Below are 25,791 nucleotides of genomic sequence, written 5' to 3'. Positions count from 1 at the left end.
AGTATTATATATGAGTTAGTTGAAACCCTTCTGGAGGTGTTGAGATGCTCCACCATGTTAAGCTCATCCACGCGACAAAGAGCAGAAAATTGGTTGGAAAGAAGATTGTTCTCGCGATCCCTGGAAGTATAGCCGCCGTCGAGTGCGTCAAGCTCGCGAGGGAGCTAATAAGACATGGCGCTGAGGTTCACGCGGTCATGAGCGAGAGCGCCACGAAGATAGTCCACCCCTACGCCATGGAGTTCGCCACAGGGAACCCGGTTGTTACGGAAATCACAGGCTTCATCGAGCACGTTGAGCTGGCAGGAGACCACGAGAACAAGGCCGATTTGGTTTTAGTCTGCCCAGCGACGGCAAACACCATATCGAAGATAGCCTGTGGCATAGATGATACACCGGTTACGACGGTCGTAACGACTGCCTTTGCCCACACGCCGATAATGATAGCCCCCGCCATGCACTCCACGATGTACGAGCACCCGATAGTCGCTGAAAACATAGAAAAGCTCAAGAGACTTGGAATAGAGTTCATCGGCCCGCGCTTCGAGGAGGGCAAGGCGAAAGTGGCAACGACGGAGGAAATAATATACCGCGTCATCAAGAAACTCCACCAGAAAGACCTGAAAGGAAAGCGCGTTCTGGTAACCGCAGGGGCAACGAGGGAGTACATAGACCCGATACGCTACATAACCAACGCGAGCTCCGGAAAGATGGGTGTGGCAATGGCCGAAGAGGCAGACTTCAGAGGCGCGGAGGTTACGCTGATAAGAACTAAAGGCAGTGTTCCAAGTTTCGTCGAGAACCAGATCGAAGTCGAGACCGTCGAGGAGATGCTCCAGGCGATAGAAAATGAGCTGAAGAGCAAGAGGTACGACATTGTTGTTCTGGCCGCGGCTGTAAGCGACTTTAGGGTTAAGAACAGGGCTGGCGTCAAAATAAAGAGCGGCAAAGAGCTTGTTCTGGAGCTTGAGCCGACGCCTAAGATAATCGACCTCGTTAAGGAGCTTCAGTCGGACGTTTTCCTCGTGGGCTTCAAGGCAGAGACCGGTCTGAGTGAGGAGGAGTTGATAAGTGCGGCCAGAAAGCAGATGGAGAGGGCAAAGAGCGACCTCGTTGTTGCCAACACTCTCCAGGCCTTCGGCAGCGAAGAGAACGAGGTGCTTCTCGTAACCAAAGAAGATGTCAGAAGATTGCCAAGGATGGGCAAGCGCGAGCTGGCGGAGAGGCTCTGGGACGAGATCCTTCAGAGGATTCTTTAAACATCGCAAACCTTTTTAACATCTTCCCCAAATTTTTCTTAGAACAACCTGGGTGATATAAACGGTTAGTCTTGATAAACCACTGCCATACATTGGGATAACGCCATTCCAGATCACAGCGGCAGCGGTCACCTTAGTGGTCGGCTACATCGTGACCAAGATCCTCGTGGGACTCTTCAAGAACAGCCTCAGAAAAACCAAGCTCCCGCTGCTCGTTGTTGAGTTTCTGGCGAGGTTTTTCAGCGCCATGCTGTATGTCTCAGTAATTCTCATAGCCGTGGGAGTTCTGGGTGTATCTATCGGACCGGTTATCCTCGGTCTCTCGGCGGTGATAGGCCTGATTCTGGGCTTTGGCTTACAGGATACGCTGATGAATCTTGCAGCCGGCCTCTGGATCGCAGCCCTCAGACCGATAGACATCGGCGAGGTCGTGAGCATATCGGGCCAGACTGGAAAGGTCAACAGCATAGGACTTATGGCCACTGAGCTACTGACCCCAGACAACACCATAATAATGATCCCAAACAGGCTCGTTTGGGGAGCCATAATAATCAACCACACCCGTATGCCCACGAGAAGGGTCAGGATTGATATCGGTGTCGCCTATGGAACCAACCTTGATAGGGCTATACAGCTCGCAATGGAGCTCATGAAGAGTCATCCCAAAGTCCTCAATGAGCCAGAGCCAAGCGTCGTCATAACTGCTCTGGCCGATTCATCCATAAACCTACAGCTCAGGGCCTGGACTAAGACCGAGGACTACTGGGGAGTGAAGGGAGACTTAATCAGGGGTATCTATGAACTCTACACCAAAGAGGGCATCGAAATACCGTTTCCGCAGATGGATGTCCATATCCGGGAGATGTCAGGATAAGGGCTTTTGTTTTTCCCACTAAAGAAATTTTTTGAACTTTACTGTCTGGTTTCAATATTGCAAAGTTTTGTTACAGAGTGAGCCAAAATGGTGGTTGGGGGAATAACCGGCCTGGAAGGAACAGGCAAAACTGCCCTTACCGCGAATATAGGGGCATGCCTGGCTATGCAGGGGATCAGGACTCTTCTTGTTGATGCGGATCTGTATTTTCCCAACCTAGGTTTTCATCTTGGGATAAACCCAAAGTACACAGTACACTCCTACCTCAAGGATCACGAGATGGAGATAAAGTGGCTGATATTCCCCCACAGGCACATCAAAAACCTCTACCTCATACCAGGCGATCCGAATGAGGAAATACACCACAGGCTTTCGTTCGAAGCACTCACTGGCTTGGTTGAGTACATTAAAGAGTACTACGGTGTAGTTTTGATCGACTTTCCATCGGGTCTGCCGATAGCCGCCCGGCCCTTAATTAGCGAGCTGGATTACCAGATACTCGTAATAGATCCCAGCACCGTTCCTCTCAGAAATCTCCGGGACTGGGTGGAGTCGATAGTGAGAAAGTTCCTCCACTTGGGACATCCAAACCTTTGGGTCGTGCTTAACAAACCACTCATTCCGAAGAAGGCCCTCCTCTCCCTCGAGAGGTTTATAGCTAATGAGCTCGAAGTGCCCCTGCTGGGAACAATACCCTATGATCCGCTCATACTGGAAAGCACTTACGCCGGCGCCGGCACTCCGGTATGTGAGTGGGGCGATGATCTGGGAGTGATAACAGAGATAGCCTACACAATTGAAGAACTTTTCGTTTAATGCCCCGAAATCCTCATAAAGTTTGTTTTCCTCCCAGTTCTTGGTGATTCTGATGAAGAGGATAGGCATAATAGGCGGAATGACGCCGGAATCGACCTGCTACTACTACCGCAAATACATCGAGATAAGCCGCGAGAAGTTTGGGAAGCACTTCTATCCGGAACTCATAATCTACTCCATAAACTTCAAGGAGTTTTTTGAGAATCCCGATGGTTGGGAGGGAAGGAAGAAGATACTGATCAACGCTGCCAAGGCCCTCAAGAGGGCAGGAGCGGAAATAATAGCGATGTCCGCAAATACTCCCCACAAAGTCTTCCCCGATGTTCAGAAAGAAGTAAACGTTCCGATGGTGAGCATAATAGATGCCGCTGCCGAGGAAATTAAGCGCAGGGGAGTTGAGCGCGTCCTCCTTCTTGGAACCAAGACAACAATGAGTTCGGACTTCTACGTTAAAGTCCTCCGTGAGAATGGCCTTGATGTCATTGTCCCCGACAAGGAAGAGCAGGAGAAGCTTCACGAGATAATTTTCAACGAGCTGGCCTTTGAAGACTTCAGGAACAAGCCGTGGATAGTGGAGCTCATCGAGAGGTACGCAAAAGAAGAGAAGGTCGGGGGCGTAATACTCGGCTGCACGGAGCTTCCCCTGGCCATAAAGGCTGGAGACGTTAGCATTGAGATCTTTGATACGGTGGAAATCCACATGAGAAAGCTCATAGAGCTGGCAAGCGAGTGATTTTTATACCCTTTTCTTTCCCCTTCGTTGGGTGAAAAGATATGGAGATTCGCGAGTTCCAGGAAATGATAAGAGAGATTTACTTTCATAAGGACTCGAAGCGTGGCATAGACAAGACATTCCTCTGGTTCGTTGAGGAAGTCGGTGAGCTTTCCGAGGCGATACGGAAGAATGACCGCGAGGCAATGGAGGAGGAGTTTGCCGATGTTCTAGCCTGGCTCGCGAGCCTCGCAAACCTTCTCGGGATAGACATCGAAGAGGCCGCGAAGAAGAAGTACCCCGGAGTCTGTCCCTACTGCGGAAAGAACCCGTGCAAGTGTGAGGAGAAGAGGCTCTGATTCTTTTTCTCCTACTTCGTCCACTCAACTAGAGGAACCTTCTTTTCGACCGCCATCGAAGCGGAAAGACTTTTATACCCCCGAGGGCACTTCCCTATGCAGTAAGCTGAGGTGATGTGCATGCATGAACTCGTTGAGTTCGCCGTTGAAAAGGCTTTAGAGCTCGGGGCGAGTTATGCTGAGGCTCGCTTCGAGGAGAAGAACGGCACTTCTCTGGCAATGAAGAACGGCAATCCCGAAGGCCTTGAGGTCATCTCAGACAGGGGAATTGGCGTGAGGATTCTGGTCGATGGGGGCATGGGATTTGCCTCGACGAACGTCCTTACCAAGGAAAGCGTTGCCGAAGCAGTTAAAAAAGCTGTCAAGCTCGCTAAAGCAGCTTCGAAAGTAAGGAATGAGCCTATTCGCTTTAGCGATGAAGACTTCCACGAGGTTTACTATGAAGTCAAGATGAGGAAGGACTTCCGCGACGTTTCGGTGGAGGAAAAACTTGAGCTCCTGAAAAAAGTTGAGGAGGATGTTTTAGAGGCTGGTGCACAGATACCGATGCGCTTCCTCCGGTACTCTGACCAGATCTGGCACAAGATATTCATGAACAGCGAAGGTGCACTCGTTGAGAGCGTCATCCCGCGCGTCTCCATGATGTACAACCTCGTTGTCTTCGAGAACGGCCAGATGGAGCAGGCACCTTTCGTGCAGAGGGCCTTCTCAGGTGGACTGGAGCTCATTGAAAAGGACGAGCCTTGGAAGTGGGCGGTTAAAGACGTTTTGGCTCTTCAAAGGCTCATACGCGAGGGTAGGAAACCGCCTGAAGGAAAAGTAGATGTAGTCATAAGCCCAGAGGTCGCTGGCATAGCCGTCCACGAGAGCGTCGGGCATCCCTATGAGGCGGATAGGATATTCGGTAGGGAGGCGGCGCAGGCCGGTGAAAGCTTCGTAAAGCCAGAGATGCTGGGTGAGAGAATTGGAAGCGAAGTTGTCACAGTCATAGAGGATCCAACGATACCCAACAGCTGGGGCTTCTACCTCTACGACGACGAGGGTGTTAAGGCAAGACCACGCTACCTAATTAAAGATGGGATTATAACCGAGTTCCTCACAAACAGGGAGTACGCAGCCAAACTCGGCCAGTGCTCCAACGCTTCAGCCAGAGCGATAAACTACAATCGCGAGCCGATAGTGAGAATGGCCAACACCTACCTAGCCCCCGGAGATTACAGCTTTGATGAGCTGATAGAGGACATAAAGCTCGGCATTTACATGGTCTCCTTCAACGAGTGGAACATAGACGACAGACGCTATCAGCAGCGCTACATCGGCAGAGAGGCTTATCTCATCGAGAACGGCGAGATTAAGCACCCCGTGAGGAGACCGATTCTGGAGATAACCACCAAGGCACTGTGGAGAAGCGTCGATGCCGTTGGCAAAGAGGTTGAGTACTTCCCAGGAACCTGCGGTAAGGGCGAGCCTGGCCAGGGCGTTCCTGTCTGGATGGGAGGTGCTCCTGCGAGGCTCAGGGGGATACCGCTGAGGAGGCCATGAGGTGGTGGAGATGTTTGACGTTAACGAATTCATCCTTAAGAAGGCCAAAGAGCTTGGCTTCGGCGATGTTGTCGTCCTAGGCTACGAGATGGACAGGCGCCAGGTGCGCTTCGCCAACAACGAGATAACCGTCGCCAAGAACTGGCACGAGAGGAAGGTGGAGCTCTTCGTCGAGCTTGATAAGAGGATCGCGGGAACAAGCATCACTGAGCTGAGCGAGGAGAACATCGAGAGGACGCTCAAGGCCCTGCTCTCGACTTTAAAGAACATGGCCCCGAAGGAGGACTACTACGGCATAGCAGATGGGCCCTTCGAGTACAGAGATATACCCGAGACCTTCGATAAAGCCATAGTCGAGCTCGATGAGCCGAACGAGTACGTTGAGACAGCCATAAACGCGGCCCTCGAGGAGGGGGCTAAGCGTGTCGCCGGTGTTTTATACACTGACCACAACAGGATCTATCTCACCACGAGCAACGGCGTCGAGGCTTTTGACGGAGGAACAGGAATAGAGATAAGCGTTAGAGCCTTCATCGGCGACCTTGAGAGTGGCCACGGCACTAACTCGGTGAGGATTCTCAAGAAGTTCGATCCCGAAAGTGCGGGAAGAAAGGCCGGTGAGATAGCTAAGATGGCACAGAACCCGGAGCAGGGACCGGAAGGAAAGTTCGATGTGATATTTGACCCGCTGGCCTTCGCCAATCTTCTCAGTTATATGAGCTTCATGACATCGGCCTATGCCGCCGAGGCAGGCTTCTCCTTCCTCGCTGGCAAGCTCGGGCAGAAAGTAGCAAACGAGGACGTTACCATCAAAGACGTCGGAAACATGCCCAACGCCTACGGAACCAGAAAGTTCGACGATGAAGGCGTTCCGACGAGAGAAACAACGATAATCGAGAACGGAACCTTCAAAACATTCCTACTCAACACGAGTCTAGCCAAGAAGTACGGAACCGAAACAACGGCCAACGCAGGACTCGTCATGCCGCATGCCTGGAACATCCTGCTTGAACCAGGTGACTACACCAAGGAGGAGCTCTTCAGTGAGGTCAAGAAGGGCATATACATCACCAACGTCTGGTACACCCGCTTCCAGAACTACGTCACCGGCGACTTCTCGACCATCCCGAGGGACGGCATCTTCCTTGTCGAAAACGGCGAGCTGAAGCCCATAAGGAACATCCGCGTGAGCGACAACTTCCAGAGAATTCTAGAGAACATCTCTGCCCTCGGGAAGGACCTCCACCACATCCACTGGTGGGAGGTCAGAACTCCTGTCTTCACACCATACGTGGTCGTGAAGGACGTGGGAATAACGAGAGCAACAAAGTGATATCATTATTATTTTTTATCCTTCAAGTTGCCGTTCTCCTTTATTATAACCGTGGAAGTGTTGTGTAGAGGATTAAATCTTGACTTAGTCGTTTGGACTCGTTTTGAAAAATTGAAACGTTTATCTTCTTCTGCCACCCCAAGTGTTCTTCAATGCAAAGAAATGTACACTAACAATTTATAATGGTAAAGGAAAACCTTTATTAGACTATAGTGCACTTCTATGATAGTTTAAATTGGGGGTGGGTTAAATGAAAAGGGTTGCCGGAATCCTGAGCGTGATTCTTGTACTAGCTGCGTTTGTTAGTCCCGTAGCTGCGGCCAGCATCAGTGGAGATAGTAGTGCCTATGTGCATCCCTATCCTTCGGGCATAGTGCAGGGCGACCTTGTTTTCGGCCACTCAGAAGGTGTGACCGATTGGGTTATACCCGGGTTCTGGACACACGTGGGCATAATTGGGTGGTACGACAGTGGCATAGGAGACTGGATAGTCATTGAAGCAACTACAAGTAACGGCGTGACATTTACCCCCCTCAGCAAGTTCCTGAGCAGGTACGATACTGTTGCCATTGGCAGAGTTATAACGGCCGATGCTACCATACGCTATTATGCCGCATATTTCGCCTATCTCCAGTATGGCAAGCCGTACAACTGGAACTACCTCAGCAAGCCCGACATCTACAGCGACAGCTACTACTGTTCCCAGCTCGTCTGGGCGGCATACATGTGGGCATCTGGATACAGCATAAACATTGACGAAAACGATGGTGCTTGGAGCTGGACCTATGGGTATGCAGTTGCTCCACAGGAAGTCTACGACGACCCGGAGGTCTCGATAATCTACTACCATTCTGTCTGAATCTTTTCCATATTATTCTATTTTGTCATCATCAAGAGTCCAGCTCTCCAAAGATTTGAGCCGGTTTTGCCATCTAGCAGGCCGAGAAGTAAACAGAACATTACTAAACTCAAGGCGTATAGAAAAGCCCCGTACGGACTATATCACCGTGAATCACCAGAAGCTACAGTACAACACCAGGGCAAAGCCCATATCCTTCTCCCTTAACTCATATTCCCGGGGATACGGGAGGCTCATAATATCTTTGGTAAATTGACCCATATTAAGTACAATGCCACCAAAATCACTACCGCCGTAAAAACCTGTTTCAGTTCCTTGCAAGAAAGCGACTTTGCTATACGCACGCCGATGACATCCCCAATAAGCCCGCCCAGAACAAAGAGTACCACCACCACAAGGTCTATCGCCCTGCCCTGAATCTCGTAGCTCACAAAGCCCGCAGATCCATTGAGGACGATTACAAAGAGAGACGTCCCAACGGCTCTGTGCATTTTAAGGCCTGCACCCATCGTCAAAGCCGGAACAAGCAGGAAGCCGCCTCCGACTCCAAAGAATCCAGAGGCAAGCCCAACGAGAAAGCCAAGGCCAGCGACATTAATATGGCTAATTTCTTTCCCACTCTCAACTGATTGGACTCTTTTACTGCCGTTCCTTGCCATTTTAATCGCCATAATGACCATTAGAATCGCGAACAGCGTCATCAAAAGGGGCCCTTCTACAGCTCTGTTCAAGTAGCTGCCAATATAAACTCCGGGAATGCTTGTGAGGGCCATCAGCGCTCCGGTTTTAAAGTCCACGTTTCCCTTTCGCCAGTGCATTAAGAATCCTATGATTGCGGTTATCCCTACGGCAACCAAAGAAGTGCCAACTGCCGTATGGGGATCAAGACCAACGAAATATACTAACAAGGGAACTGCAAGAACCGATCCACCGCTTCCTGTAAGGCCAAGCGACAGTCCAGAGAGGAACCCGGAGATTACCGCATCTATTAGGTTCACCTTATTTCCCCAGGCGGTGAATTATGGTAGATCCTTTTAAAATTTCCCAATGATATCTCTGAGGCCAAAGTGCCCGTTTTTATCCAGGGAATACCTTTCAAAGGGATGTCTGATGCAGACATTGTTCAACCCTCAAACAATCTAAAAACTCTTAAAGCCCTCCATTCTACCTTCTTAATAGCCGAAAAGCTTGTCTTTGAGGTGATCAGGATGGAAGTCATCGAGAACTCCAAATTAGAGAGCTTTCACTACAAGCTTCTGGCAGTCCTTGGAGCGATATGGGCGTTCATTGCTGTGAACACTATAGCCGCGAGCTTGATCATACCCTTGCTGAAGGAGGAACCTGCTTTTCAGGGTAGCCTCGCCAAACTCGGTTCTCTTGGCTCGGCGGCCCTCTTCGGAATGCTTTTTGGGGCGTGGCTCTTCGGAATCCTCGCGGATCGCATAGGAAGGAAAAAAGCTCTGACCCTGGCCGTCGTCACATTCTCGCTCGGCTCCATAGCCAGTTCCTTTGCGGGAAGTCTTGATCAGCTCATAGTCCTCAGGTTCATTGTGGGGCTTGGACTCGGAGGTTCTCTGCCCGTTGCCAGCTCTTACTTCGCCGAATTCATGCCAAAGTCCGTGAGAGGAGCAATGATCTCAATCCTTGAGAGCTTCTGGGCAATAGGAACCATAATCATCGGAGTGGTGGCCCTTCTTGTGAGAGCAGACTGGAGGAATATCCTGCTCTTCGGTGGAGCGATCCTCCTTATTCTGCCTCTCCTGCTGACTCTGCCTGAATCTCCCAGGTTCCTCCTCGTGAAGGGAAGAATCTCAGAGGCCGAGGAAATACTGAGGAGAATCTTCGGCGTTGATGTAAAGCTCCAGAAACCCGGCGAGGAGCAGAAGAGGGCCTCTATAGGAGACCTATGGAGGAAATACTCAAGGAGAACCCTCATGCTGACCGTTGCGTGGTTCAGCATAGCCTTCGCCTACTACGGCTTCTTCATCTGGCTTCCCAAGTTCCTCTCCGCTACGCTTGGAATAACTGTCTTTAAGAGCTTCCAGTACTTCATCATAACCGCCATAGCCCAGCTGCCGGGGTACTGGAGCGCCGCATATCTTATCGAGCGCATCGGGAGGAAGAAGACTCTCTCTTCGTACCTGTTTCTATCAGGAATTGCAGGGATAGCATTCTACCTGGCCGCAAGCTCCGCCAACGAGGCTATGATACTCTCGAGCGCCATACTCTTCAGCTTCTTCAACCTCGGCGCTTGGGGCGCCATCTACGCCTACACGCCGGAGCTCTACCCCACAAGCGTGCGCGGAACCGGCACCGGCTGGGCTGGGGCGATGGCCAGGATAGGCGGCGGGATAGCGCCGATACTGGCCGGGAGGATCATGGAGGTGAGCGGAGCTGCCCTGGCAGTTCTGGTCATAGCGGTGGTTTCAATAATAGGCGCCATAGACGTTCTGATCCTTGGCGAGGAGACTATGGGGAAAGAGCTTACCTGAGCCCTTTCTTTTTTTCACCCAAACAGCCCCAACGCCGGAAGTACAGTTATTGCCATGCTGAGCAACCCGCCGAGGATTAGAGCAGGAACCGTCTGCCTCTTCTCGATGCCAAACAGGTACGCAGCCAGAGCTCCCGTCCATATGCCCGTTCCGGGGAGGGGTATCGCCACAAAGATTGTCAGTCCAAGGAAGCCCCACTTCTCGACGTAGGGATGGGCCTTTTTCCTGACCCGCTCGACGTAGTAGAGATATAGGTGTGCTATTTTTCTAAGGAAGGTTCCCTCAAGCCAGATCATAAGCCTGTCTATGTAGGGTAGGACCGCCGGAAGGACGAGCGAGAGAAGCAGAACGCCAAGAGAAGCTGCCAGAAGGGTCTTCCACAAGGGATAACCTTTACTTATGCCGTAAACGATGGCATATCGGCCCTCGAATGTGGGAACCAGAGATAGTATGAAAACCTCAAGGAGGTTATTCAACGTCAAACACCTCCAGTTTGAGCTTTTCAATAAAGGCCCTGTAGATTGGAAGCCACATGCTTTCTGTGGACGCTACCACTATAAAAACCCACGGGCCAAGGATCAAACTAAAGAGAACATCGCTGAACCAGTGAACGTGAAAGAGCAGCCTTGAAAAGGCAACTAAAAGGGCATAACCCCACCAGATAAGTTTGTATTTGGGGAAACGCTCACCCAGGAAACACGCCAGAATAGAAGCTCTCGCTGTATGTCCAGAGGGGAAGGCGAAATAATCAGCGTTTAACAGGGCTTGGAAGAATGGTAAAGATAGAGGAGCTTCATCTGGTCGTGGCACCTCAGTTAAGACTTTCAAAACGCCTACAATTGCCATGCCAAGAAAGATCGAGACTATGAAATTTAAAGTGGAACGGCTTAGCTTCCTGCTTCTTCTGAGGTCCCATAATACGAAGAGAAGAACATAAACCGCAAAAATTCCGAAGCTGGCAGAATCTGTGATTAGAGTTATCCAAAGGGAGTCCACAAATGGAGTGTGGGCATATACATATGTGTTAATATCGCCCAATAAACCAAGAAGCTGGGCTATAAAGATTACAATGAGCATGCCCGTGAGTATCCCAAGCTTCCTTCTCTCGTTCATAGGCATGGAGAAAAGAACGGAAATACATAGATAAAGCTTTTCCTTAGATGATGCCAGCCCCGTAGAGCGCATGATATGCCTTGAGCAGCGCCTGCTGAACTTTTTTCGGCCCGAAGGTTCTAACGGCCCTTCCAAGGCCCTCGTTGTATACCCTGCGCAGTATGAAGTCAGTTTCGCGGCTTAGGTTGACATTCTCCTTATTTTCAAGGCAGAGTCTCGCTATCTCCTCCGGTTCCCGGTAATTGAGGCCCTTGAGCCACTTGAGCGGGATACTGTCCTCGAAGCGCTTGATGACTTCAAAGCCTATTATCGTAACCTCGTCGTCACCGTAGAGCTCCCCGTAGATTTTGCTTAGCTCTCTGACGAGTTCCCTGACGTCGGAAAAGCCGTCAAGCCTAGCATCTTCGTTGGTGAGCTCCTTAACTTTCTTTTTCTCGACGCGGGTTATCCTGATCTTGGCTATGGCGGTGTCGCTCGGCGTGATGACTAGGTAAATCTCGCTTCCAGGCTTGGCCTCGTAGTCCCCATACCTTATCGTCGTGACCTTGTCTCCCCTGAGGATCCTTGATTTGTAGGCGCTGTCAATCAGCATGAACTTCCTTATCTGCACGCTCTTTCTCTTCAAGGTTCAGCCCCCTAACGATCTCCGGAACCTCTTCCAATGACTTGATCGTGAAGTCCGCATACTCCAGATAGTCCAGCTCGCGGTTGGCGTACTTCCCATATTTAAACCATACTGTCCTCATGCCAACCTGCTTCGCCCCGTAGATGTCCGAGTACAGCCTGTCACCGACCATCAGCGCCTCGTGGGGCTCGACGTTAAACTTCCGCAGGGCCTTCTCAAATATCTTTCTGTGGGGCTTCTTGACGCCGAGATAGTTGGATATAAAGACCTCATCAAAATATTCATCGAGCTCGAGGCGGAGTATCTTCTCCCACTGTTTTATGGGGTCGCCGTCGGTAATCACCCCGAGGCCAAAGCCATCTTTCTTGAGCTCGAGGAGGACTTTTCTAGCGCCCTTGACGCTTTTGAGGTAGGCAAACTTGGTGTTGTGATACGCTATAACCCCTGCGGCTATCCACTTGGGGTTGTTCGGTAGGTCAAGCCTCCTCAGGAGGTAGTCGAAGTGTCTCCCAAAGTTGCTTCCGTACTCGTTTATGAGCTCGAGGAGCTCATGGTAAGCGGTTTCAAAATCAACGGGAAGCCCGTGGCGTACCATGTTCTCTATAGCGTTTTTCCTGGCCATTTCGGCGAGTTTGCTCGTGTCAACGAGCGTGTCGTCGAGATCAAAGAACACGACTCTTATCATCTCGCCACCCACCATCCCTACGCTTTTCTCCTATTTAATCCTTCCCGAGGTCGAGGAACGGGCCTTTCCTCTCACTCACCTGCCTCCTCGCCCACTTCATGGCCTGAAAGTACTCGTCCTCTTCCATAAGCTCGTTGAGCAAATCTTCGAGCTTCCAGGTAAGGGACGTTTCCGTCGTGGTGGCAAATATTACCCTCCCAAGGTCGAGGGAGCGGACTGCTTTTATTACCCCCTTCAGCGTCTCGTTGTCAACGTCATGCATTATCACGAACTTTCTGAGATGCCAGTAGCTCGAACCGCTCAGCTTTTCGGCTTTATTAACTATCTCTCCAACGATCCAGCCCCGGCAGTACTCAGGAACCTCAAAGACATCCAGGCCGTTTAGGACCTCCATTACCTTTTCGGCCTCATCCTCATTAAAGCCAATGAGGAGAACCTTTCCACCCATCATACCAGCCCCTTAATCCTCTTCATCAACTTTTCCATAGCCTCCCCAGCCGGACAGCGCAGGAAGACGTCGGCTATGGGCGTGATCCCGCTTTCCTCAGGATTTACCTCAATGACTTTGCCCCCAGTTTCCTTGACGATCTGGGGGATGTAAGCTGCGGGATAGACAACACCGCTGGTACCAATCACGAGAACCAGGTCTGCCTTCTCTGCGAGCTTAAAGGCCTCGTCTAAGGCTTTCCTCGGCAGCGGCTCGCCAAACCATACCACGTCAGGCCTCAGAAGCGAACCGCAGTTTGGGCACTTTGGCAGGTCTTTCTGGACCAGGAACTCTTCCAAGCGACCATTCTCCTTGAGGTTTTCCTTATAGCTGCAGGAAGTACACCTAACGCGAAAGATGTTGCCGTGGAGCTCGATGAGGTTTTTTGTGCCAGCCTCACGGTGGAGGTCGTCAACATTCTGGGTTATCACAGCCTTCAAAATGCCCATCTCCTCGAGCTCAGCTAAAGCGTAGTGAGCCCTGTTGGGTCTGGCTTTCATTATGAGCCCCATTCTCCACTTGTAGAAGCTCCAGACGAGGTGAGGGTCCTTCCTGAAGGCTTCTGGCGTCGCCAGCTCCTCTGGTCTGTGCTTCTTCCAGAGGCCGTTAAAGCCCCTGAAAGTTGGAACACCGCTCTCTGCGCTTATTCCAGCCCCGATAAAGGCTATGGCAAACCTCGAGCGGGCGAGCAGTTTTGCGGCTTCCTCTATCATGATTATACTTACTCGGCTATCTTTAAAAATCATGCCTGACCTTGAGCCCTTTTCCCATCTACGCCGAATAATCTTTGAAGCATGTTTCACATTTTCGTGCGAGCCTTTAAATTGTATCCATGAGTACATTTTGCCGAGGTGAGAGAGATGCCCGTTACTGATGGAACCCCCAGGAGAAAGGTCACCACCTCACACGGGAGGTATTATGCGGAGAGACTGGCTGCAGAGAGGCGTAAAAAGGTCACCCTCATCCAGAACCTAAGGAGAAGAAAAGCCACGGTAGCTTTGAGAACCTCCACGATAAAGGTCGAAAAGGCACGCATCACAAAGAACGAGGCTCTGGCAATACTCGTGGGAACACAGATAGGGGCAGGGGTGCTTGGACTTCCCTATGCAGCCTCAAAGGTCGGCCTGATCCCAGCACTGGGCGTTCTCTTAGGAGTGATGCTTCTGATGCTGGCGACGGCATTCATAGTGCTGAAGTTCTCCGCCGAGATGGGCGGGGCACAGATGAGCACCATAGCCAACAGGACCCTCGGAAAGGCAGGAGGCTGGCTCATGTACATCAGCATATTCATAATGAGCTTCGGCGCGCTCCTCGCTTACATAGCGGGAATGGGCAGCGTCTTCTCCAGTCTCTTCGGGATAAGCGACACGCTCGGAGCGCTCATATTCTGGGTTCTGGCATCGCTCGTAGTTTACCACGGACTCGAAGCCAGCGGAAAGACCGAGCTCATAATGAGTTACATAATGCTCGCCCTCTTCATCGGCGTTACCCTGATGCTCACCCCCCACGCAGAACTCGAAAACGGCCTCTACACCGACCTCTCGGGAATACTCAGCATAACCGGCGTTGCCATCTTCGCCCTCGGCTGCCACACCATAATCCCCGACGTCTACAAGGGACTCGGAAGCTACGAAGAGACCAAGAAGGTCATTATCCTGGCGTTCCTCATTCCAACGGCCATTTACGCTGTCTTTATGGCAGCATTCCTTCTCGCCTTTGGAAAGAACACCCCGCAAATCGCCACTCAGGGGCTCGAGCTGCTCTATGGCCGCGTTGGCAAGCTCGTAGGCAACCTAATTCCGTTGCTGGCCATAACCACGAGCTATATAGGCATCGCCCTAGCTCAGCAGAGCAACAACGCTGAGTTCGTGAGGCTCAAGAAGCCGATAGCATGGGGACTGACGGTTATACCGCCGGCGACACTCTACTTTGCAGGGGTCAAGAACTTCGCCGATGTGCTGGCCTTCGCCGGCGACACCGGTGATTTCCTGGCGTTCATAGTGCTGCCGATTCTTATTTACCTTGCCAGCAAGCTCAGGAAGTAACCCTTTGCTTTTTTCTATTCTTTTTCGAAAGGATTCCCGGCTACCAGCCGGAATGGAAAAGAAAGCACATGAATAAGCCTTCAATTCTGCGGTAAGATTTATATTCCCCCCGCTCAAATCCTCATCGAGGTGTTTCCCATGGAGAACGGCTACAAGACCTACAGGGACAAGGTTATTGAGTATCTGGAGGCCCACGAGAAGTGGAGGAGCTCAACCATAAACTTGATTGCGAGTGAAAACATAACCTCCCCGAGCGTCAACCGCGCCGTTTCTAGCGGCTTCATGCACAAGTACGCCGAGGGCTGGCCCAGGCAGAGGTATTATCAGGGCTGTAAGTACGTTGATGAGGTCGAGCTCATCGGTGTTGACCTCTTCTGCAAGCTCTTTGGAAGCGACTTTGCTGACCTCAGACCTATATCCGGAACCAACGCCAACCAGGCAGTTTTCTTCGGTCTCACCCAGCCGGGAGACAAGGCTGTCGTTCTGCATACCTCCCATGGTGGTCACATAAGCCATATGCCATTTGGAGCCGCTGGAATGAGGGGCCTTGAAGTTCACACCTGGCCCTTTGACAACGAGGAGTTCAACATCGACGTGGACAAGGCTGCTCAGCTCATCCGTGAGCTCGAGCCAAGGATAGTCGTCTTCGGTGGTTCGCTCTTCCCGTTCCCGCACCCGGTCAAGGAACTTGCTCCGGTGGCTAAGGAAGTCGGTGCTTACGTCATGTACGACGCAGCCCACGTGCTCGGTCTCATCGCCGGAAAGCAGTTCCAGGACCCGCTCAAGGAAGGAGTTGACGTAATGACCGCCTCGACCCACAAGACCTTCCCGGGACCACAGGGCGGTATAATCCTCTACAAGAACTTCGGTGATGACGTCGCCAAGCTCCAGTGGGCCATCTTCCCTGGTGTCCTCAGCAACCACCACCTCCATCACATGGCCGGAAAGGTCATCACCGCTGCGGAGATGCTCGAGTTCGGTGAGAAGTACGCGGCCCAGATTGTCAAGAACGCCAAGGCCCTCGCCGAGGCCCTCGCCGAAGAGGGCTTCAAGGTCATCGGCGAGGACAAGGGCTACACCGAGAGCCACCAAGTCATTGTCGATGTCAGCGACCTCCACGAGGCCGCCGGCGGATGGGCCGCCCCGCTGCTCGAGGAGGCAGGCATTATCCTCAACAAGAACCTCCTGCCGTGGGACCCGCTCGAGAAGGTTAACACCCCGAGCGGACTCAGGATAGGCGTTCAGGAGATGACCCGCGTTGGAATGCTCGAGGACAACATGAAGGACATCGCCGTCTTTATGAGGCGGGTCCTAATCGACAAGGAGGATCCGAAGAAGGTCGAGAAGGAAGTTGCCGAGTACAGGAAGGAGTACCAGAAGGTCTACTACTCCTTTGACCACGGCCTCCCAATGAAGGAATAATTTTCCTTATTTTTTCAATTTCGCAAGTTAGTAATCAAGATTTCTCCAGGGCGGTTTTGGGGTCTATCCACCAAATCTACTGTGATGCTGGATTATATCCAAACTTAACGTTTTTTCATCGTATTTTATCGCAGAAAAAGTTATAAACTCGCTTTTCCAGTAAATTAAAGTGATGTCTGGCCTTTGTGTTTAATTCATTCGTAGAATATGGCTGGGCATCGTGAACATTACGTAATCTACTTTAAATAAGTGGCTCAAATAAGGGGCTAAAATTAGACGAATAAAGCCACAGAGTTCAAACTGGACATTGACTTTGAATAAGTCCTGCTTCCCTTCCATCTCTGTTAAAATAAAGAAGCTCAAATAACCTCCAACTGATCACTTCAATCTCTTTTGAAGCTTTGGCAACCGTTAAAAACCTGAAAGTTGACACTTTCCCGGTGGTTCACATGAAAAAGACAGTCCCTGTGCTACTGATACTATTAATAATTCCCATAGCCTATTTCATGGCTTCATCTCCCGCAGAAGGAGATAACGGCGGAACGGACGGGACTCCAGACGTTCCAGACGTCGTTCTGAAACTTGACAAGACGATCTATGCTCCGGATGAGACTATGGTTCTGACAGTAATCAACAACGCTGACTCGGAAGCAACAACCGGCTATGCATTCCAGCTTTACAGACTTGAGAACGGCAACTGGAAAGAGGTAAAGCTGGACATAGCCTTTATTGAGATAGCAATTATCATTGAGCCCGGCAGGAGCTGGGAGCAGAGGGTGAAGCTCTCCAGCCTGAACCTCGAACCGGGCCATTACAAGATAGTGAAGATTGTCTCCTTCACCGACCCGGTGAACAAAATGGCAATTGGCATGGAGGCATGGGCTGAGTTTGACGTGAAAGGGTGAGCCAGATGCGGTGGGGCCTGCTAGCGGTCACCACGGTTTTCCTCCTCGTTTTTGGCATCTTCTACGCCGAGACTGTGAAGGAGAAAGCCTCCGTGGGAAATGGAACCGCTTCCGGGGCTGGGACTGTCGTTATGGTTCTCGACAGAAACACTTACCACGTCGGGGACAATCTCACTCTCACGATAATCAATAGGGGCAACAGAACGCTCTTGGTCGGATCGGACTACGAGCTCTACAGGCTTGAGAACGGGAGCTGGAAAAAGGTTGAGACAGGACTGACATTCACGATGATAGGTTACATGATACCGCCCGGCGGCAACTGGAGCCAGAGGGTGCCGCTCGTTGTACTCACCAAGGGGACGAGCGCCTTTGGAACCCTTGAGCAGCTTCCTCCCGGGAGATACAGAATAGTGAAAATCGCCTTCTTCGAAAACGGGAAGTATAGCATCAGGCAGAAGGGGATAACGCTCTCTGTTGAATTCAAGGTCATTGGCGGCTGATTCTTTTTCTTGGCAAAACTTTTTATCCCCCAACCACATACCTCACCCCCGGCTGTAGGGGTGAGAGAAAATGAAGTTCTGTCCAGAGTGCGGTAACCTTATGCTCCCGGATAGGAAGAGAAAGGTCTGGGTCTGCAGAAAGTGCGGTTATGAAGAGCCCTTCGACGAGGAGAAGGACAGGGAGAAGACAAGAATAACCCAGAAAGTCGAACACAAGCCCGACGAGGGAATAATAGTCGTTGAGCAGGATCTGGCAACCCTTCCAAAGGTTAAGATAACCTGTCCGAAGTGCGGCAACGACGAGGCCTACTGGTGGGAGCTCCAGACGAGGGCCGGCGATGAGCCGAGCACGATATTCTACAAGTGCACCAAGTGCGGCCACGTATGGAGGTCCTACGAGTGAACGAGGAGGAGAAGCTCGAAGTTTTAAAGCGCCTCGCCGAGAAGGCTCTTAAGGAGCTTGAGGAGGCCTATAAGAGACTGCCCGATACAGATAACGGAAAAGCTTATTTATTCCGGGGGAAAGAAAGAGTTAGGCTGATGCTCAATATACTGGAGGAGGGATAAAAATGCCGTTCGAGATAGTTTTTGATGGTGCCAAAGATTTCGCCGATCTTATAGCCACCGCAAGCAACCTGATTGACGAGGCGGCTTTCAAGATAACCGAGGAAGGAATAAGCATGCGCGCCATGGACCCGAGCAGGGTCGTTCTCATCGATCTTAACCTCCCGGAGAGCATATTCTCCAAGTATGAGGTCGAGGAAGAGGAGACGATTGGAATCAACATGGATCACTTCAAGAAGATACTCAAGCGCGGCAAGAACAAGGACACCCTCATCCTCAGGAAGGGTGACGAGAACTTCCTCGAGATCACCTTCGAGGGAACCGCCAAGAGAACTTTTAGGTTGCCACTTATCGAGGTTGAGGAACTCGAGCTCGACCTTCCGGAGCTTCCGTTCACAGCAAAGGTCGTTGTTCTCGGAGAGGTTCTCAAGGAGGCCGTTAAGGACGCCTCCCTCGTCAGCGACGCCCTCAAGTTCATAGCAAGGGAGAACGAGTTCATCATGAAGGCAGAGGGCGAGACCAACGAGGTTGAGATAAAACTTACCCTCGAAGACGAGGGTCTGCTTGACCTCGAGGTTGAGGAGGAGACCAAAAGTGCCTACGGAATCAGCTACCTCGCCGATATGATAAAAGGTATCGGAAAGGCCGACGAGGTCATCATAAGGTTCGGCAACGAGATGCCCCTCCAGATGGAGTACCCGATAAGGGACGAGGGTAAGTTGATATTCCTCCTCGCTCCGCGCGTCGAGGACTGATTTCTTTTCCTTCTCCATTTAGGCTGGTGAGAGCGTGGACATCGTTAAGCTCAGGGAACTGCTGGAGGGGGAGCTTTCATCCCCGGACCTCACAGAACTCGACGAAGAGTTCTACAGGGAATTCGACAGTCTGATAAAAGCCCTTAAGCTCAGCGCTGAGAGCTCCCGCGAGAGGGGTGAGGACATCGAGGAGCGTCTTTACCTCGCCCAGCTCAATATCGCCGAGAAGTTAATGCGCGAAATAATCAAAATCAGGCTCCATAAAATCGTAGATCTGGCCGTTGAAGGAATACCTCAAGAGATGACAGCCGAGGAGAAGAGGATTTTCACTATTCTGAGGGCATTCATCGAGCGTGAGGAGATTCCGGTTGAGGTTCCGGCCGAAGCCGTTGAGGTTCCCGAGAGCATCCCCACTGCAGAGCCACCAAGGAAAACCATTCCCAGAGAGGCGTACATAATCAAGATCGACCTCCCCAAAATCCTCGACGCCGAGCTGAAAGAATACGGGCCGTTTAAAGCGGGCGATCTGGTGACGCTCCCCCGGGAGATAGCCAAGGTTCTCATCGAGAGGGAAGCGGCAGAAAAAATCAAGATATCCCCGTGATGGTTATGCCGTTCTCCGCCTGCATGCGGGACTGCTACGACACCTGCTCGATGATAAGTGAGGTTAAGAACGGGCGCCTAGTTGTCAAAGGAAACCCCAGGCATCCAATAACGGAGGGGTTCCTTTGTCCAAAGGGCGCGCTTCTGCCCAGGTGGTTCCACGCGGAGGACAGGCTTAAGGTTCCGCTCATTAGAGCAGGCAAGAGAGGAAGTGGAAAATTCCGAGAGGCAAGCTGGGCGGAGGCCATCAACCTCGTCGCCCAAAAACTGAGGGAGACGATAGATGAGTACGGAAGCGAGAGCGTCCTCGTCTACCAGTACGCGGGGGATAGAGGCATCGTGAACTATGCCTTCCCGCTCAGGCTCTTCCACTACCTCAACACTGCGATGCTCGACTATGGAATCTGCGACAGGGCCGGCCAGGAAGCTTTGAGGGACGTCTATGGAACTGCAATCGGAATGGATCCCGAGGAGCTAAAAAGGCAGAAGCTCATCGTATACTGGGGCATCAACGCCTTCTGGACGAACCTCCACGGATTCCTGCTGGCGAAGCGTTACGACCTTGAAATCTGGACTGTCGATGTAATAAGGACAGAAACTGCCAAGAGGAGCGAGAAGTTCTTCCAGATAATGCCCGATACCGATGTCCTCTTCGCTCTGGCCGTTGCGAAGCTCATCATAGAGAATGAGCTCTATGATAAGGACTTCGTCCGCGAGAACGTTTATGGTTTTAAGGAATTCAAGAATTATGTAATTAAATTGGACCTTGACTTCGTGGAGCGCGAAACGGGTTTGAGCTGCGAAGAAATTGAGGAGTTTGCCTTCGACTTCGCTGAGAAAAAAGGTGTTATACACATCGGATACGGCTTCCAGAGGTCTTTGGGTGGCGGAGAGGCAGTGAGGGCCATCTCAATTCTCCCGGCCCTAGTCGGTCATCGCTTCGGCTTCATCTACGACATGAAAACGATAGACAAGAGCTATGCCGAAGGGGCTTTCCTGCGAACGAAGCCTGCAAAGAGAATCCCGCAGATGAAGCTTGCCGAATACATCGAGAAGGGCGAGATAAAGTTCCTCTACGTTTACAACTCCAATCCGCTGGCGAGTTTGCCGAATCAGAACAGGCTCAGGAGAGCCCTGATAGAAAACGATGTCTTTATTGTTACTCATGATATCTTCCTGACTGACACAGCCCTATTCTCTGACGTCGTCCTGCCGGCGAACACCTTCTTTGAGAGGCTCGACATAGTTGATTCCTACTATCACCGCCACGTCGCTCTAAACGAGCCAGTTGCAGAGCTTTACGGAAAATCCAACAGCGAGGTAACGAGGCTTTTGGCCAAAGCCCTTGGCATCGAGAACCCTCACCTCTACGAGAGCGACGAGGAGGTAATACGGAAGGTTCTGGAGATCAACAACCTAAGCTGGAAGGAGCTGAAAGCTAAGGGCTTCGTAAAGGTTCCAGAAAAGCCGAGGAAGTGGGAGACACCGAGTGGCAAAATCGAATTCTACTCTCAGAGGGCCGCTGAGCGCGGTCTATCACCGTTTCCGGAATACAAGCCCCCACAGGGCAACTACCCACTCCGCCTGCTCAGTCCAACGCACAGGATGACAATAACGAGCCAGTACCACAACACCTACGGGATAATAGACCCAAGCCTCTACATGAACCCAGATGATGCTGAGAAGAGGGAAATCTGCGACGGAGACACCGTGGAGGTTTTCAACGACAATGGGAGGATTAAAACGACTGTGAAACTTAGCGATGACGTTCCTAAAGGCGTCGTCCTGCTCTACAAGGCCTTCTGGCCATCGTTGCTCGGCTGGAACGTGAATTTCCTGACGAGTGATAAAACCGTCGAAAAATACGGTAACGGTTCTGCATATCATTCAACTTGGGTTGATGTGAGAAAAGTTTGAGGCGAAATCTCGGCCAAGATTTTCTCTTTCTGACAACCCCTGCCGATATTTTAATCACAAAATGACGGTAAATGAAGAACATTCTTTGCACGAACAACTCAGGGCTTATTAAGTAGATTGGATATTCGCCAAACTTTATGCCGTTAGCCGAACCGAAAGATTTATATAATCGAACCAAGCAGGTTTATAGTGAAAAAAACACACAAAAAGTAAGAGGTGATGAAAGATGGTCGTCATAGGAGAAAAGTTCCCAGAGGTCGAAGTTAAGACCACCCACGGAGTGATAAAGCTCCCGGAGTACTTTGCTGAGAAGGGTAAGTGGTTCATACTCTTCAGCCACCCTGCTGACTTCACCCCAGTCTGTACCACCGAGTTCTACGCCATGCAGAAGAGGGCCGAGGAGTTCAGGAAGCTCGGCGTCGAGCCCATTGGACTGAGCGTTGACCAGGTCTTCAGCCACATCAAGTGGATGGAGTGGATTAAGGATAACCTCGGCGTCGAGATCGACTTCCCCGTCATAGCCGATGACCGCGGTGAGCTCGCCGACAAGCTCGGCATGATCCCGAGCGGCTCCACTATTACTGCTAGGGCAGTCTTCGTCGTCGACGACAAGGGCGTCATCAGGGCGATAGTTTACTACCCGGCCGAGGTCGGCAGGGATTGGGATGAGATACTCAGGCTCGTAAAGGCCCTCAAGACCAGCGACGAGCACGGTGTTGCTCTGCCGCACAAGTGGCCGAACAACGAGTTCATCGGTGACAAGGTCATCATCCCGCCGGCTGCCACCATCGAAGAGAAGAAGAAGCGCGAAGAAGCCAAGGCCAAGGGCGAGATCGAGTGCTACGACTGGTGGTTCTGCTACAAGAAGCTCGAATGAGCTTCTTTTATTCTTCTTTAAATAATTCTAACCGATTTCATTTCTAAAAGAGAAGAGGGCATAATACAGTATTTGTCTGGAGCCTTACGCCTTAATCTATGACACCTAAAAAGTTAACGTCGTTTTTTGAGAACATACCGCGGATAGCGAAGTATTACATGCTCTCCGAAGCGTTCAAACTCTTCAAAGCCCCTTCTTTTGAAGTAGTCCAGTGCCTCTGTGTTAGCTGGCGATATTATGAAGGGACACTTGCCCTGCTTCCTTACGTGGGATATACCGTGATAAAGCATACTAACACCGTAACCCTTTCCCCTTGGATATACAAGGAAGAAGGTCAGCAACACTGCTCCCTTTCGTCTCTTCATCTTGTCGGATATCCATGGAAGGTTCTTCCTGCTCAAGCTGTATGCTATCGCGAGGGTGCTCACTATTTCGCCGGTCTGCTCGCTCCTGCCCACGAAGAACTCGTCGAATTCCTCCTCTATTCGCCATTCTATGACAGGCCGATAGGTTTTCTCAAATGCCTCCCAGTCTCCCACTGCAGGTTTCCTTTCGCCCCATCCATGCATCGGATAGGCTCCTCCGGTTTTGGTGTAAACCTTGAAGGAAAACTGAAGAAGCTCGTCCAGTATGTCACGGGGATTCTCCTTGATTATTATCATGGCATCTCACAGATTAAATTATGATGAAAAATTAAAAAAGTTTTAGGTGCCCCCCGAAAGTCTCTTCGAAAGGCTGTAGACAAAGTCTAGCCTATTGGCAGAGTAAACCATTCCAATAACTACTAGAAGGAGACCTAGGGCTGCTATAGTCGTTTGACTAACAAGACTGAACATCAGTCCGAGGAATATAGCTCCAGCAGGCTTCTCAAGGTTTGCTTCAGGAACAACCTTGGATACATCGTAAAGGACGAGACTTATCACCGCTATTGAGAGGGCGTCCATTAAGACGGCTATTGGGTTTCCACCAGTAAAGAAGCCCCACGCCGTAAGGAACGCACTTGCGGCGATTATTATCCCACCGCCAGCGTGTTTACCTTTTCCAGTGGATTTATAGATGCAGAACAGTGAGTAAGCTAGGATGAGCTTGGTTACCGCCCAGTACAGATCGAGAACGGGCAGGGGCTCTCCGCTGAGATAACCAAAGAGCATCATCAGAAAGTAGAAAAACCCCATGGCAACTCCTGTGGATAGGGTCTTTATGCATCTATGGTCTGATATTATCTTTCTGGATTCGAGATAGAAGCCAGTACTCGTCACGGAACCACCCCCAGATGGGAAATAAAAAGGAAAGGGTCTTTAAGCCTTCTCCGCCTGTTCATAGAGCTCGCGCTCTATGGCTATGATCTCGTCGAGCTTGCCCTCCTTTTCGAGCTTCTCGAGCCTCTTGAGGTACATATCCTCGCTGTTCATCCATAGGATCTCCTTGGGTGTAACTCCAATGTTCCTGGCACCCGTCCTAACCGCCCAGATGAAGAGGGCCAGCCACATGAGAATATAGAGCAGGTATATGATTGACTGGGCTGTCTTGCTGGTTGGTGCTATGAGGGCCGGTACGAAGGTAGTTGAGCTGTATGGGTAGCCGCCCATGAGTCCATCCCAGAAATCCCTGGCAAGGGTGTAGGGCAAGTAACCGATGTAGAAGAAGATCCAGATGAGCAGACCGGTGATGTAGAGCAGTCCGGTTCTTCCGTAGTTCCTGAATTCACAGCCGAGCATAAAGACAGTACCGAGACCAAGGAGAAGTCCACCGAAGATGTCCATTGGAAGTGAGGTCATCTCCCTGATGGCCACTCCTGTCTTGTGGAACTCTATTCCAGTGGCCTGAGCGTATATCTTGGCAAACTCTTCGGTGGCCCAGTGATGGCCCTCCATTATGCCGAAGAAAGTGAAGCCGATCCAGAGGACAAGACCAAAGATGAAGGCGTGAAGGGCCAAAGCAGCGAAGGGCTGGAGAGAGAGCATAACAGTCCTGAGTGAGTATGGCATCTTCCACTTCTTCGCGAAAGCTATCTCATCTTTGGCTATCATGTTAGCCATCTCAGGGTTGATGAGACCACACTCTGTACCGAAGCCTGTCTTGGCAACAGAAACTCCAAGGAGAACACCGACTATTATCTGAAGGAGTATGGTTGGCAGGTTCTTACCCACAGTAAGCATGTTTGAATAGATGTAAGTGTTCTCTATGCTTTCGGCCCAACCCATCTTTACCGCGTAGTCGTTGCCCGCGAGGGCACCATAGAGTGCGACCAGGAAGAACAGCACAAGGTAGGCGTAGAGGGCATTGCGAAGCCATCCGTGAGATGGTCCCTCATTATAGGTCAGGCCGTCAGCCATCTTATACTCGGCCGCCTGTTTCACGTACCATTTAGTATCCTGGCTCTTAAAGTACTGGGCTATGTTGTGAATCGTCAGTATCTTGAATGCTATAAGTGCTCCAAGGGTTGCGAAGCCCATGACAACGAAGCTCTTAAGGTTGAAGGCTGGAACGCCACCGAGCAGGTGGTGAAGCGTACAGCCGCCTGCCACACGGGTTCCCCAGGCGAAGAAGAACGCACCGAGAGCTGTAAAGACAAGCATCTTCTTTGGATACTTGACCCAGCTTCTCCACTCACCCTCGAGCCACACCAGAACCAGCGCGCCAATGAACGCACCGATGATAATCCACTGCAAAGCCGGCTGATAGTCAGGCTTGGTTGCTATGAGGCTCTTGCCGAAGAGCGTACTTTCAAAGTGGGCGTACATTCTGGCAAAGCCGCTAGTAACGCCAATGAACTTATGCTTCGGGTGGCCCCACGGGATGAAAAGATAGTTGATTATTTCAGCTATAGCCGTCAAGAGTCCTGCCGTCCACCAGGGCCACTGCTTCTTGAGCCAGCCAACACCCCTGTAACCATTTTCGAATTTAACTCCAGCCATCCGATATCACCCCTAAACCGTTGCAGTTTGAATATCTGACAAAAAGGTTTATAATTCTTTCCATTTTAGAACCAATGGCGAACTATTTTAGCAGAAATCGAACATCTAAGTTCAAATGGCAAACCCGAA

General features: G+C 51.1%; 29 protein-coding genes. 19 read left to right on the top strand and 10 right to left on the bottom strand.

What is annotated here, in order from left to right:
• The first annotated feature begins 44 nt into the window (after window positions 1-44).
• The 8 genes from coaBC (at window position 45) to E3E32_RS01945 (ending at window position 7,754) form a co-directional block, all read left to right on the top strand.
• Complete coding sequence (coaBC, locus tag E3E32_RS01980; protein WP_167729950.1) at window positions 45-1,259, top strand: bifunctional phosphopantothenoylcysteine decarboxylase/phosphopantothenate--cysteine ligase CoaBC; 1,215 nt, start codon at window positions 45-47, stop codon at window positions 1,257-1,259.
• 82 nt (window positions 1,260-1,341) lie between these two features.
• Complete coding sequence (locus E3E32_RS01975; protein WP_167730898.1) at window positions 1,342-2,133, top strand: mechanosensitive ion channel family protein; 792 nt, start codon at window positions 1,342-1,344, stop codon at window positions 2,131-2,133.
• An 87-nt stretch (window positions 2,134-2,220) separates the two neighbouring features.
• Window positions 2,221-2,949 (top strand): MinD/ParA family protein, encoded by a 729-nt coding sequence (locus tag E3E32_RS01970; protein WP_167729949.1) that lies wholly within the window; start codon window positions 2,221-2,223, stop codon window positions 2,947-2,949.
• A 52-nt stretch (window positions 2,950-3,001) separates the two neighbouring features.
• A complete protein-coding gene (locus tag E3E32_RS01965; RefSeq protein ID WP_167730897.1) occupies window positions 3,002-3,682 on the top strand; it encodes an aspartate/glutamate racemase family protein in 681 nt (226 codons plus the stop codon).
• Between the two features lie 41 nt (window positions 3,683-3,723).
• Window positions 3,724-4,020 carry a MazG nucleotide pyrophosphohydrolase domain-containing protein gene (locus tag E3E32_RS01960; RefSeq protein WP_167729948.1) on the top strand — a complete coding sequence of 99 codons (297 nt, stop codon included), beginning with the start codon at window positions 3,724-3,726 and terminating at the stop codon, window positions 4,018-4,020.
• Between the two features lie 120 nt (window positions 4,021-4,140).
• Window positions 4,141-5,562, top strand: a complete 1,422-nt coding sequence (locus E3E32_RS01955) for a TldD/PmbA family protein (protein ID WP_167730896.1) — start codon at window positions 4,141-4,143, stop codon at window positions 5,560-5,562.
• A gap of 10 nt (window positions 5,563-5,572) precedes the next feature.
• The gene (locus tag E3E32_RS01950; protein ID WP_167730895.1) at window positions 5,573-6,895 is read left to right on the top strand and encodes a TldD/PmbA family protein; all 1,323 of its coding nucleotides are present in this window, start codon (window positions 5,573-5,575) and stop codon (window positions 6,893-6,895) included.
• A 250-nt stretch (window positions 6,896-7,145) separates the two neighbouring features.
• On the top strand, window positions 7,146-7,754 hold the full coding sequence (locus E3E32_RS01945; protein WP_167711768.1) for a YiiX/YebB-like N1pC/P60 family cysteine hydrolase: 609 nt from the start codon (window positions 7,146-7,148) through the stop codon (window positions 7,752-7,754).
• 233 nt (window positions 7,755-7,987) lie between these two features.
• Here the strand turns inward: E3E32_RS01945 and E3E32_RS01940 are convergent, their stop codons facing one another.
• Window positions 7,988-8,752 (bottom strand): sulfite exporter TauE/SafE family protein, encoded by a 765-nt coding sequence (locus E3E32_RS01940; protein WP_167729947.1) that lies wholly within the window; start codon window positions 8,750-8,752, stop codon window positions 7,988-7,990.
• A 210-nt stretch (window positions 8,753-8,962) separates the two neighbouring features.
• On the opposite strand from E3E32_RS01940, the gene E3E32_RS01935 reads away from it, so the two are divergent.
• The gene (locus E3E32_RS01935) at window positions 8,963-10,246 is read left to right on the top strand and encodes an MFS transporter (protein ID WP_167730894.1); all 1,284 of its coding nucleotides are present in this window, start codon (window positions 8,963-8,965) and stop codon (window positions 10,244-10,246) included.
• A gap of 14 nt (window positions 10,247-10,260) precedes the next feature.
• On the opposite strand, the gene E3E32_RS01930 is transcribed toward E3E32_RS01935, so the two are convergent.
• The 6 genes from E3E32_RS01930 to cobB are packed head-to-tail and all read right to left on the bottom strand — an operon-like array spanning window position 10,261 to window position 13,869.
• Window positions 10,261-10,722, bottom strand: a complete 462-nt coding sequence (locus E3E32_RS01930) for a COG2426 family protein (RefSeq protein ID WP_167711767.1) — start codon at window positions 10,720-10,722, stop codon at window positions 10,261-10,263.
• Window positions 10,715-11,365: a phosphatase PAP2 family protein gene (locus tag E3E32_RS01925; protein ID WP_240910545.1), complete on the bottom strand. Its 651-nt coding sequence runs from the start codon at window positions 11,363-11,365 to the stop codon at window positions 10,715-10,717. Before E3E32_RS01925 ends, E3E32_RS01930 begins: the two co-directional genes overlap by 8 nt.
• Before the next feature lie 37 nt (window positions 11,366-11,402).
• Window positions 11,403-11,984: an ASCH domain-containing protein gene (locus tag E3E32_RS01920; protein ID WP_240910544.1), complete on the bottom strand. Its 582-nt coding sequence runs from the start codon at window positions 11,982-11,984 to the stop codon at window positions 11,403-11,405.
• Entirely contained in the window at window positions 11,941-12,669 is a 729-nt protein-coding gene (locus E3E32_RS01915; protein WP_167729946.1) for a TIGR02253 family HAD-type hydrolase, read from the bottom strand. The genes E3E32_RS01920 and E3E32_RS01915 overlap by 44 nt, the downstream gene beginning before the upstream one ends.
• A gap of 34 nt (window positions 12,670-12,703) precedes the next feature.
• Window positions 12,704-13,120, bottom strand: coding sequence for a DUF3783 domain-containing protein (locus E3E32_RS01910; RefSeq protein ID WP_167729945.1), 417 nt, complete (start codon window positions 13,118-13,120; stop codon window positions 12,704-12,706).
• Window positions 13,117-13,869 carry an NAD-dependent protein deacetylase gene (gene cobB, locus E3E32_RS01905; RefSeq protein ID WP_167729944.1) on the bottom strand — a complete coding sequence of 251 codons (753 nt, stop codon included), beginning with the start codon at window positions 13,867-13,869 and terminating at the stop codon, window positions 13,117-13,119. The genes E3E32_RS01910 and cobB overlap by 4 nt, the downstream gene beginning before the upstream one ends.
• A 147-nt stretch (window positions 13,870-14,016) precedes the next feature.
• Between cobB and E3E32_RS01900 the strand changes: the two genes are divergently transcribed.
• The 10 genes from E3E32_RS01900 to E3E32_RS01855 all read left to right on the top strand — a co-directional run bounded on the left by E3E32_RS01900 (window position 14,017) and on the right by E3E32_RS01855 (window position 22,744).
• Window positions 14,017-15,201, top strand: coding sequence for an aromatic amino acid transport family protein (locus tag E3E32_RS01900; protein WP_167729943.1), 1,185 nt, complete (start codon window positions 14,017-14,019; stop codon window positions 15,199-15,201).
• 138 nt (window positions 15,202-15,339) lie between these two features.
• Window positions 15,340-16,623, top strand: a complete 1,284-nt coding sequence (gene glyA, locus E3E32_RS01895) for a serine hydroxymethyltransferase (RefSeq protein WP_167729942.1) — start codon at window positions 15,340-15,342, stop codon at window positions 16,621-16,623.
• A gap of 449 nt (window positions 16,624-17,072) precedes the next feature.
• On the top strand, window positions 17,073-17,528 hold the full coding sequence (locus E3E32_RS01890; RefSeq protein WP_167730892.1) for an immunoglobulin-like domain-containing protein: 456 nt from the start codon (window positions 17,073-17,075) through the stop codon (window positions 17,526-17,528).
• A gap of 5 nt (window positions 17,529-17,533) precedes the next feature.
• On the top strand, window positions 17,534-18,028 hold the full coding sequence (locus E3E32_RS01885; protein WP_167729941.1) for an immunoglobulin-like domain-containing protein: 495 nt from the start codon (window positions 17,534-17,536) through the stop codon (window positions 18,026-18,028).
• A gap of 70 nt (window positions 18,029-18,098) precedes the next feature.
• On the top strand, window positions 18,099-18,431 hold the full coding sequence (locus E3E32_RS01880) for a transcription factor S (RefSeq protein WP_012571784.1): 333 nt from the start codon (window positions 18,099-18,101) through the stop codon (window positions 18,429-18,431).
• Window positions 18,413-18,595, top strand: coding sequence for a hypothetical protein (locus tag E3E32_RS01875; RefSeq protein WP_167729940.1), 183 nt, complete (start codon window positions 18,413-18,415; stop codon window positions 18,593-18,595). The genes E3E32_RS01880 and E3E32_RS01875 overlap by 19 nt, the downstream gene beginning before the upstream one ends.
• A 2-nt stretch (window positions 18,596-18,597) precedes the next feature.
• On the top strand, window positions 18,598-19,347 hold the full coding sequence (locus E3E32_RS01870) for a DNA polymerase sliding clamp (RefSeq protein ID WP_167729939.1): 750 nt from the start codon (window positions 18,598-18,600) through the stop codon (window positions 19,345-19,347).
• 34 nt (window positions 19,348-19,381) lie between these two features.
• Entirely contained in the window at window positions 19,382-19,951 is a 570-nt protein-coding gene (locus E3E32_RS01865) for a hypothetical protein (RefSeq protein ID WP_167729938.1), read from the top strand.
• A gap of 5 nt (window positions 19,952-19,956) precedes the next feature.
• The gene (locus tag E3E32_RS01860; protein WP_167730891.1) at window positions 19,957-21,867 is read left to right on the top strand and encodes a molybdopterin-dependent oxidoreductase; all 1,911 of its coding nucleotides are present in this window, start codon (window positions 19,957-19,959) and stop codon (window positions 21,865-21,867) included.
• 226 nt (window positions 21,868-22,093) lie between these two features.
• Window positions 22,094-22,744, top strand: coding sequence for a peroxiredoxin (locus tag E3E32_RS01855; RefSeq protein WP_167729937.1), 651 nt, complete (start codon window positions 22,094-22,096; stop codon window positions 22,742-22,744).
• Window positions 22,745-22,857: 113 nt separating this feature from the next.
• On the opposite strand, the gene E3E32_RS01850 is transcribed toward E3E32_RS01855, so the two are convergent.
• The 3 genes from E3E32_RS01850 to E3E32_RS01840 are packed head-to-tail and all read right to left on the bottom strand — an operon-like array spanning window position 22,858 to window position 25,662.
• On the bottom strand, window positions 22,858-23,406 hold the full coding sequence (locus tag E3E32_RS01850; protein ID WP_167729936.1) for a GNAT family N-acetyltransferase: 549 nt from the start codon (window positions 23,404-23,406) through the stop codon (window positions 22,858-22,860).
• Between the two features lie 42 nt (window positions 23,407-23,448).
• Complete coding sequence (locus tag E3E32_RS01845) at window positions 23,449-24,003, bottom strand: hypothetical protein (protein ID WP_167729935.1); 555 nt, start codon at window positions 24,001-24,003, stop codon at window positions 23,449-23,451.
• A 39-nt stretch (window positions 24,004-24,042) separates the two neighbouring features.
• Window positions 24,043-25,662, bottom strand: coding sequence for a YeeE/YedE thiosulfate transporter family protein (locus tag E3E32_RS01840; protein WP_167729934.1), 1,620 nt, complete (start codon window positions 25,660-25,662; stop codon window positions 24,043-24,045).
• Window positions 25,663-25,791 lie beyond the last annotated feature (129 nt).

It is taken from the genome of Thermococcus sp. GR6 (assembly GCF_012027415.1).
Classification (GTDB): Archaea; Methanobacteriota_B; Thermococci; order Thermococcales; family Thermococcaceae; genus Thermococcus; species Thermococcus onnurineus.
The sequence above is the reverse complement of the archived record's forward strand: the minus strand, read 5'-3'. Positions and strand labels throughout refer to the sequence as shown.

Bases quoted from the DNA above. Each gene is read 5' to 3' on its own strand.
- coaBC (WP_167729950.1), top strand. From the start codon at position 45: ATGCTCCACCATGTTAAGCTCATCCACGCGACAAAGAGCAGAAAATTG.
- E3E32_RS01925 (WP_240910545.1), bottom strand. From the start codon at position 11,365: ATGCCTATGAACGAGAGAAGGAAGCTTGGGATACTCACGGGCATGCTC.
- E3E32_RS01875 (WP_167729940.1), top strand. From the start codon at position 18,413: ATGGAGGTCCTACGAGTGAACGAGGAGGAGAAGCTCGAAGTTTTAAAG.
- E3E32_RS01890 (WP_167730892.1), top strand. From the start codon at position 17,073: ATGAAAAAGACAGTCCCTGTGCTACTGATACTATTAATAATTCCCATA.
- glyA (WP_167729942.1), top strand. From the start codon at position 15,340: ATGGAGAACGGCTACAAGACCTACAGGGACAAGGTTATTGAGTATCTG.
- E3E32_RS01950 (WP_167730895.1), top strand. From the start codon at position 5,573: ATGTTTGACGTTAACGAATTCATCCTTAAGAAGGCCAAAGAGCTTGGC.
- E3E32_RS01840 (WP_167729934.1), bottom strand. From the start codon at position 25,662: ATGGCTGGAGTTAAATTCGAAAATGGTTACAGGGGTGTTGGCTGGCTC.
- E3E32_RS01965 (WP_167730897.1), top strand. From the start codon at position 3,002: ATGAAGAGGATAGGCATAATAGGCGGAATGACGCCGGAATCGACCTGC.
- E3E32_RS01915 (WP_167729946.1), bottom strand. From the start codon at position 12,669: ATGATAAGAGTCGTGTTCTTTGATCTCGACGACACGCTCGTTGACACG.
- E3E32_RS01910 (WP_167729945.1), bottom strand. From the start codon at position 13,120: ATGATGGGTGGAAAGGTTCTCCTCATTGGCTTTAATGAGGATGAGGCC.
- E3E32_RS01935 (WP_167730894.1), top strand. From the start codon at position 8,963: ATGGAAGTCATCGAGAACTCCAAATTAGAGAGCTTTCACTACAAGCTT.
- E3E32_RS01960 (WP_167729948.1), top strand. From the start codon at position 3,724: ATGGAGATTCGCGAGTTCCAGGAAATGATAAGAGAGATTTACTTTCAT.
- E3E32_RS01970 (WP_167729949.1), top strand. From the start codon at position 2,221: ATGGTGGTTGGGGGAATAACCGGCCTGGAAGGAACAGGCAAAACTGCC.
- E3E32_RS01870 (WP_167729939.1), top strand. From the start codon at position 18,598: ATGCCGTTCGAGATAGTTTTTGATGGTGCCAAAGATTTCGCCGATCTT.
- E3E32_RS01855 (WP_167729937.1), top strand. From the start codon at position 22,094: ATGGTCGTCATAGGAGAAAAGTTCCCAGAGGTCGAAGTTAAGACCACC.
- E3E32_RS01885 (WP_167729941.1), top strand. From the start codon at position 17,534: ATGCGGTGGGGCCTGCTAGCGGTCACCACGGTTTTCCTCCTCGTTTTT.
- E3E32_RS01850 (WP_167729936.1), bottom strand. From the start codon at position 23,406: ATGATAATAATCAAGGAGAATCCCCGTGACATACTGGACGAGCTTCTT.
- E3E32_RS01900 (WP_167729943.1), top strand. From the start codon at position 14,017: ATGCCCGTTACTGATGGAACCCCCAGGAGAAAGGTCACCACCTCACAC.
- cobB (WP_167729944.1), bottom strand. From the start codon at position 13,869: ATGATAGAGGAAGCCGCAAAACTGCTCGCCCGCTCGAGGTTTGCCATA.
- E3E32_RS01955 (WP_167730896.1), top strand. From the start codon at position 4,141: ATGCATGAACTCGTTGAGTTCGCCGTTGAAAAGGCTTTAGAGCTCGGG.
- E3E32_RS01945 (WP_167711768.1), top strand. From the start codon at position 7,146: ATGAAAAGGGTTGCCGGAATCCTGAGCGTGATTCTTGTACTAGCTGCG.
- E3E32_RS01860 (WP_167730891.1), top strand. From the start codon at position 19,957: ATGCCGTTCTCCGCCTGCATGCGGGACTGCTACGACACCTGCTCGATG.
- E3E32_RS01880 (WP_012571784.1), top strand. From the start codon at position 18,099: ATGAAGTTCTGTCCAGAGTGCGGTAACCTTATGCTCCCGGATAGGAAG.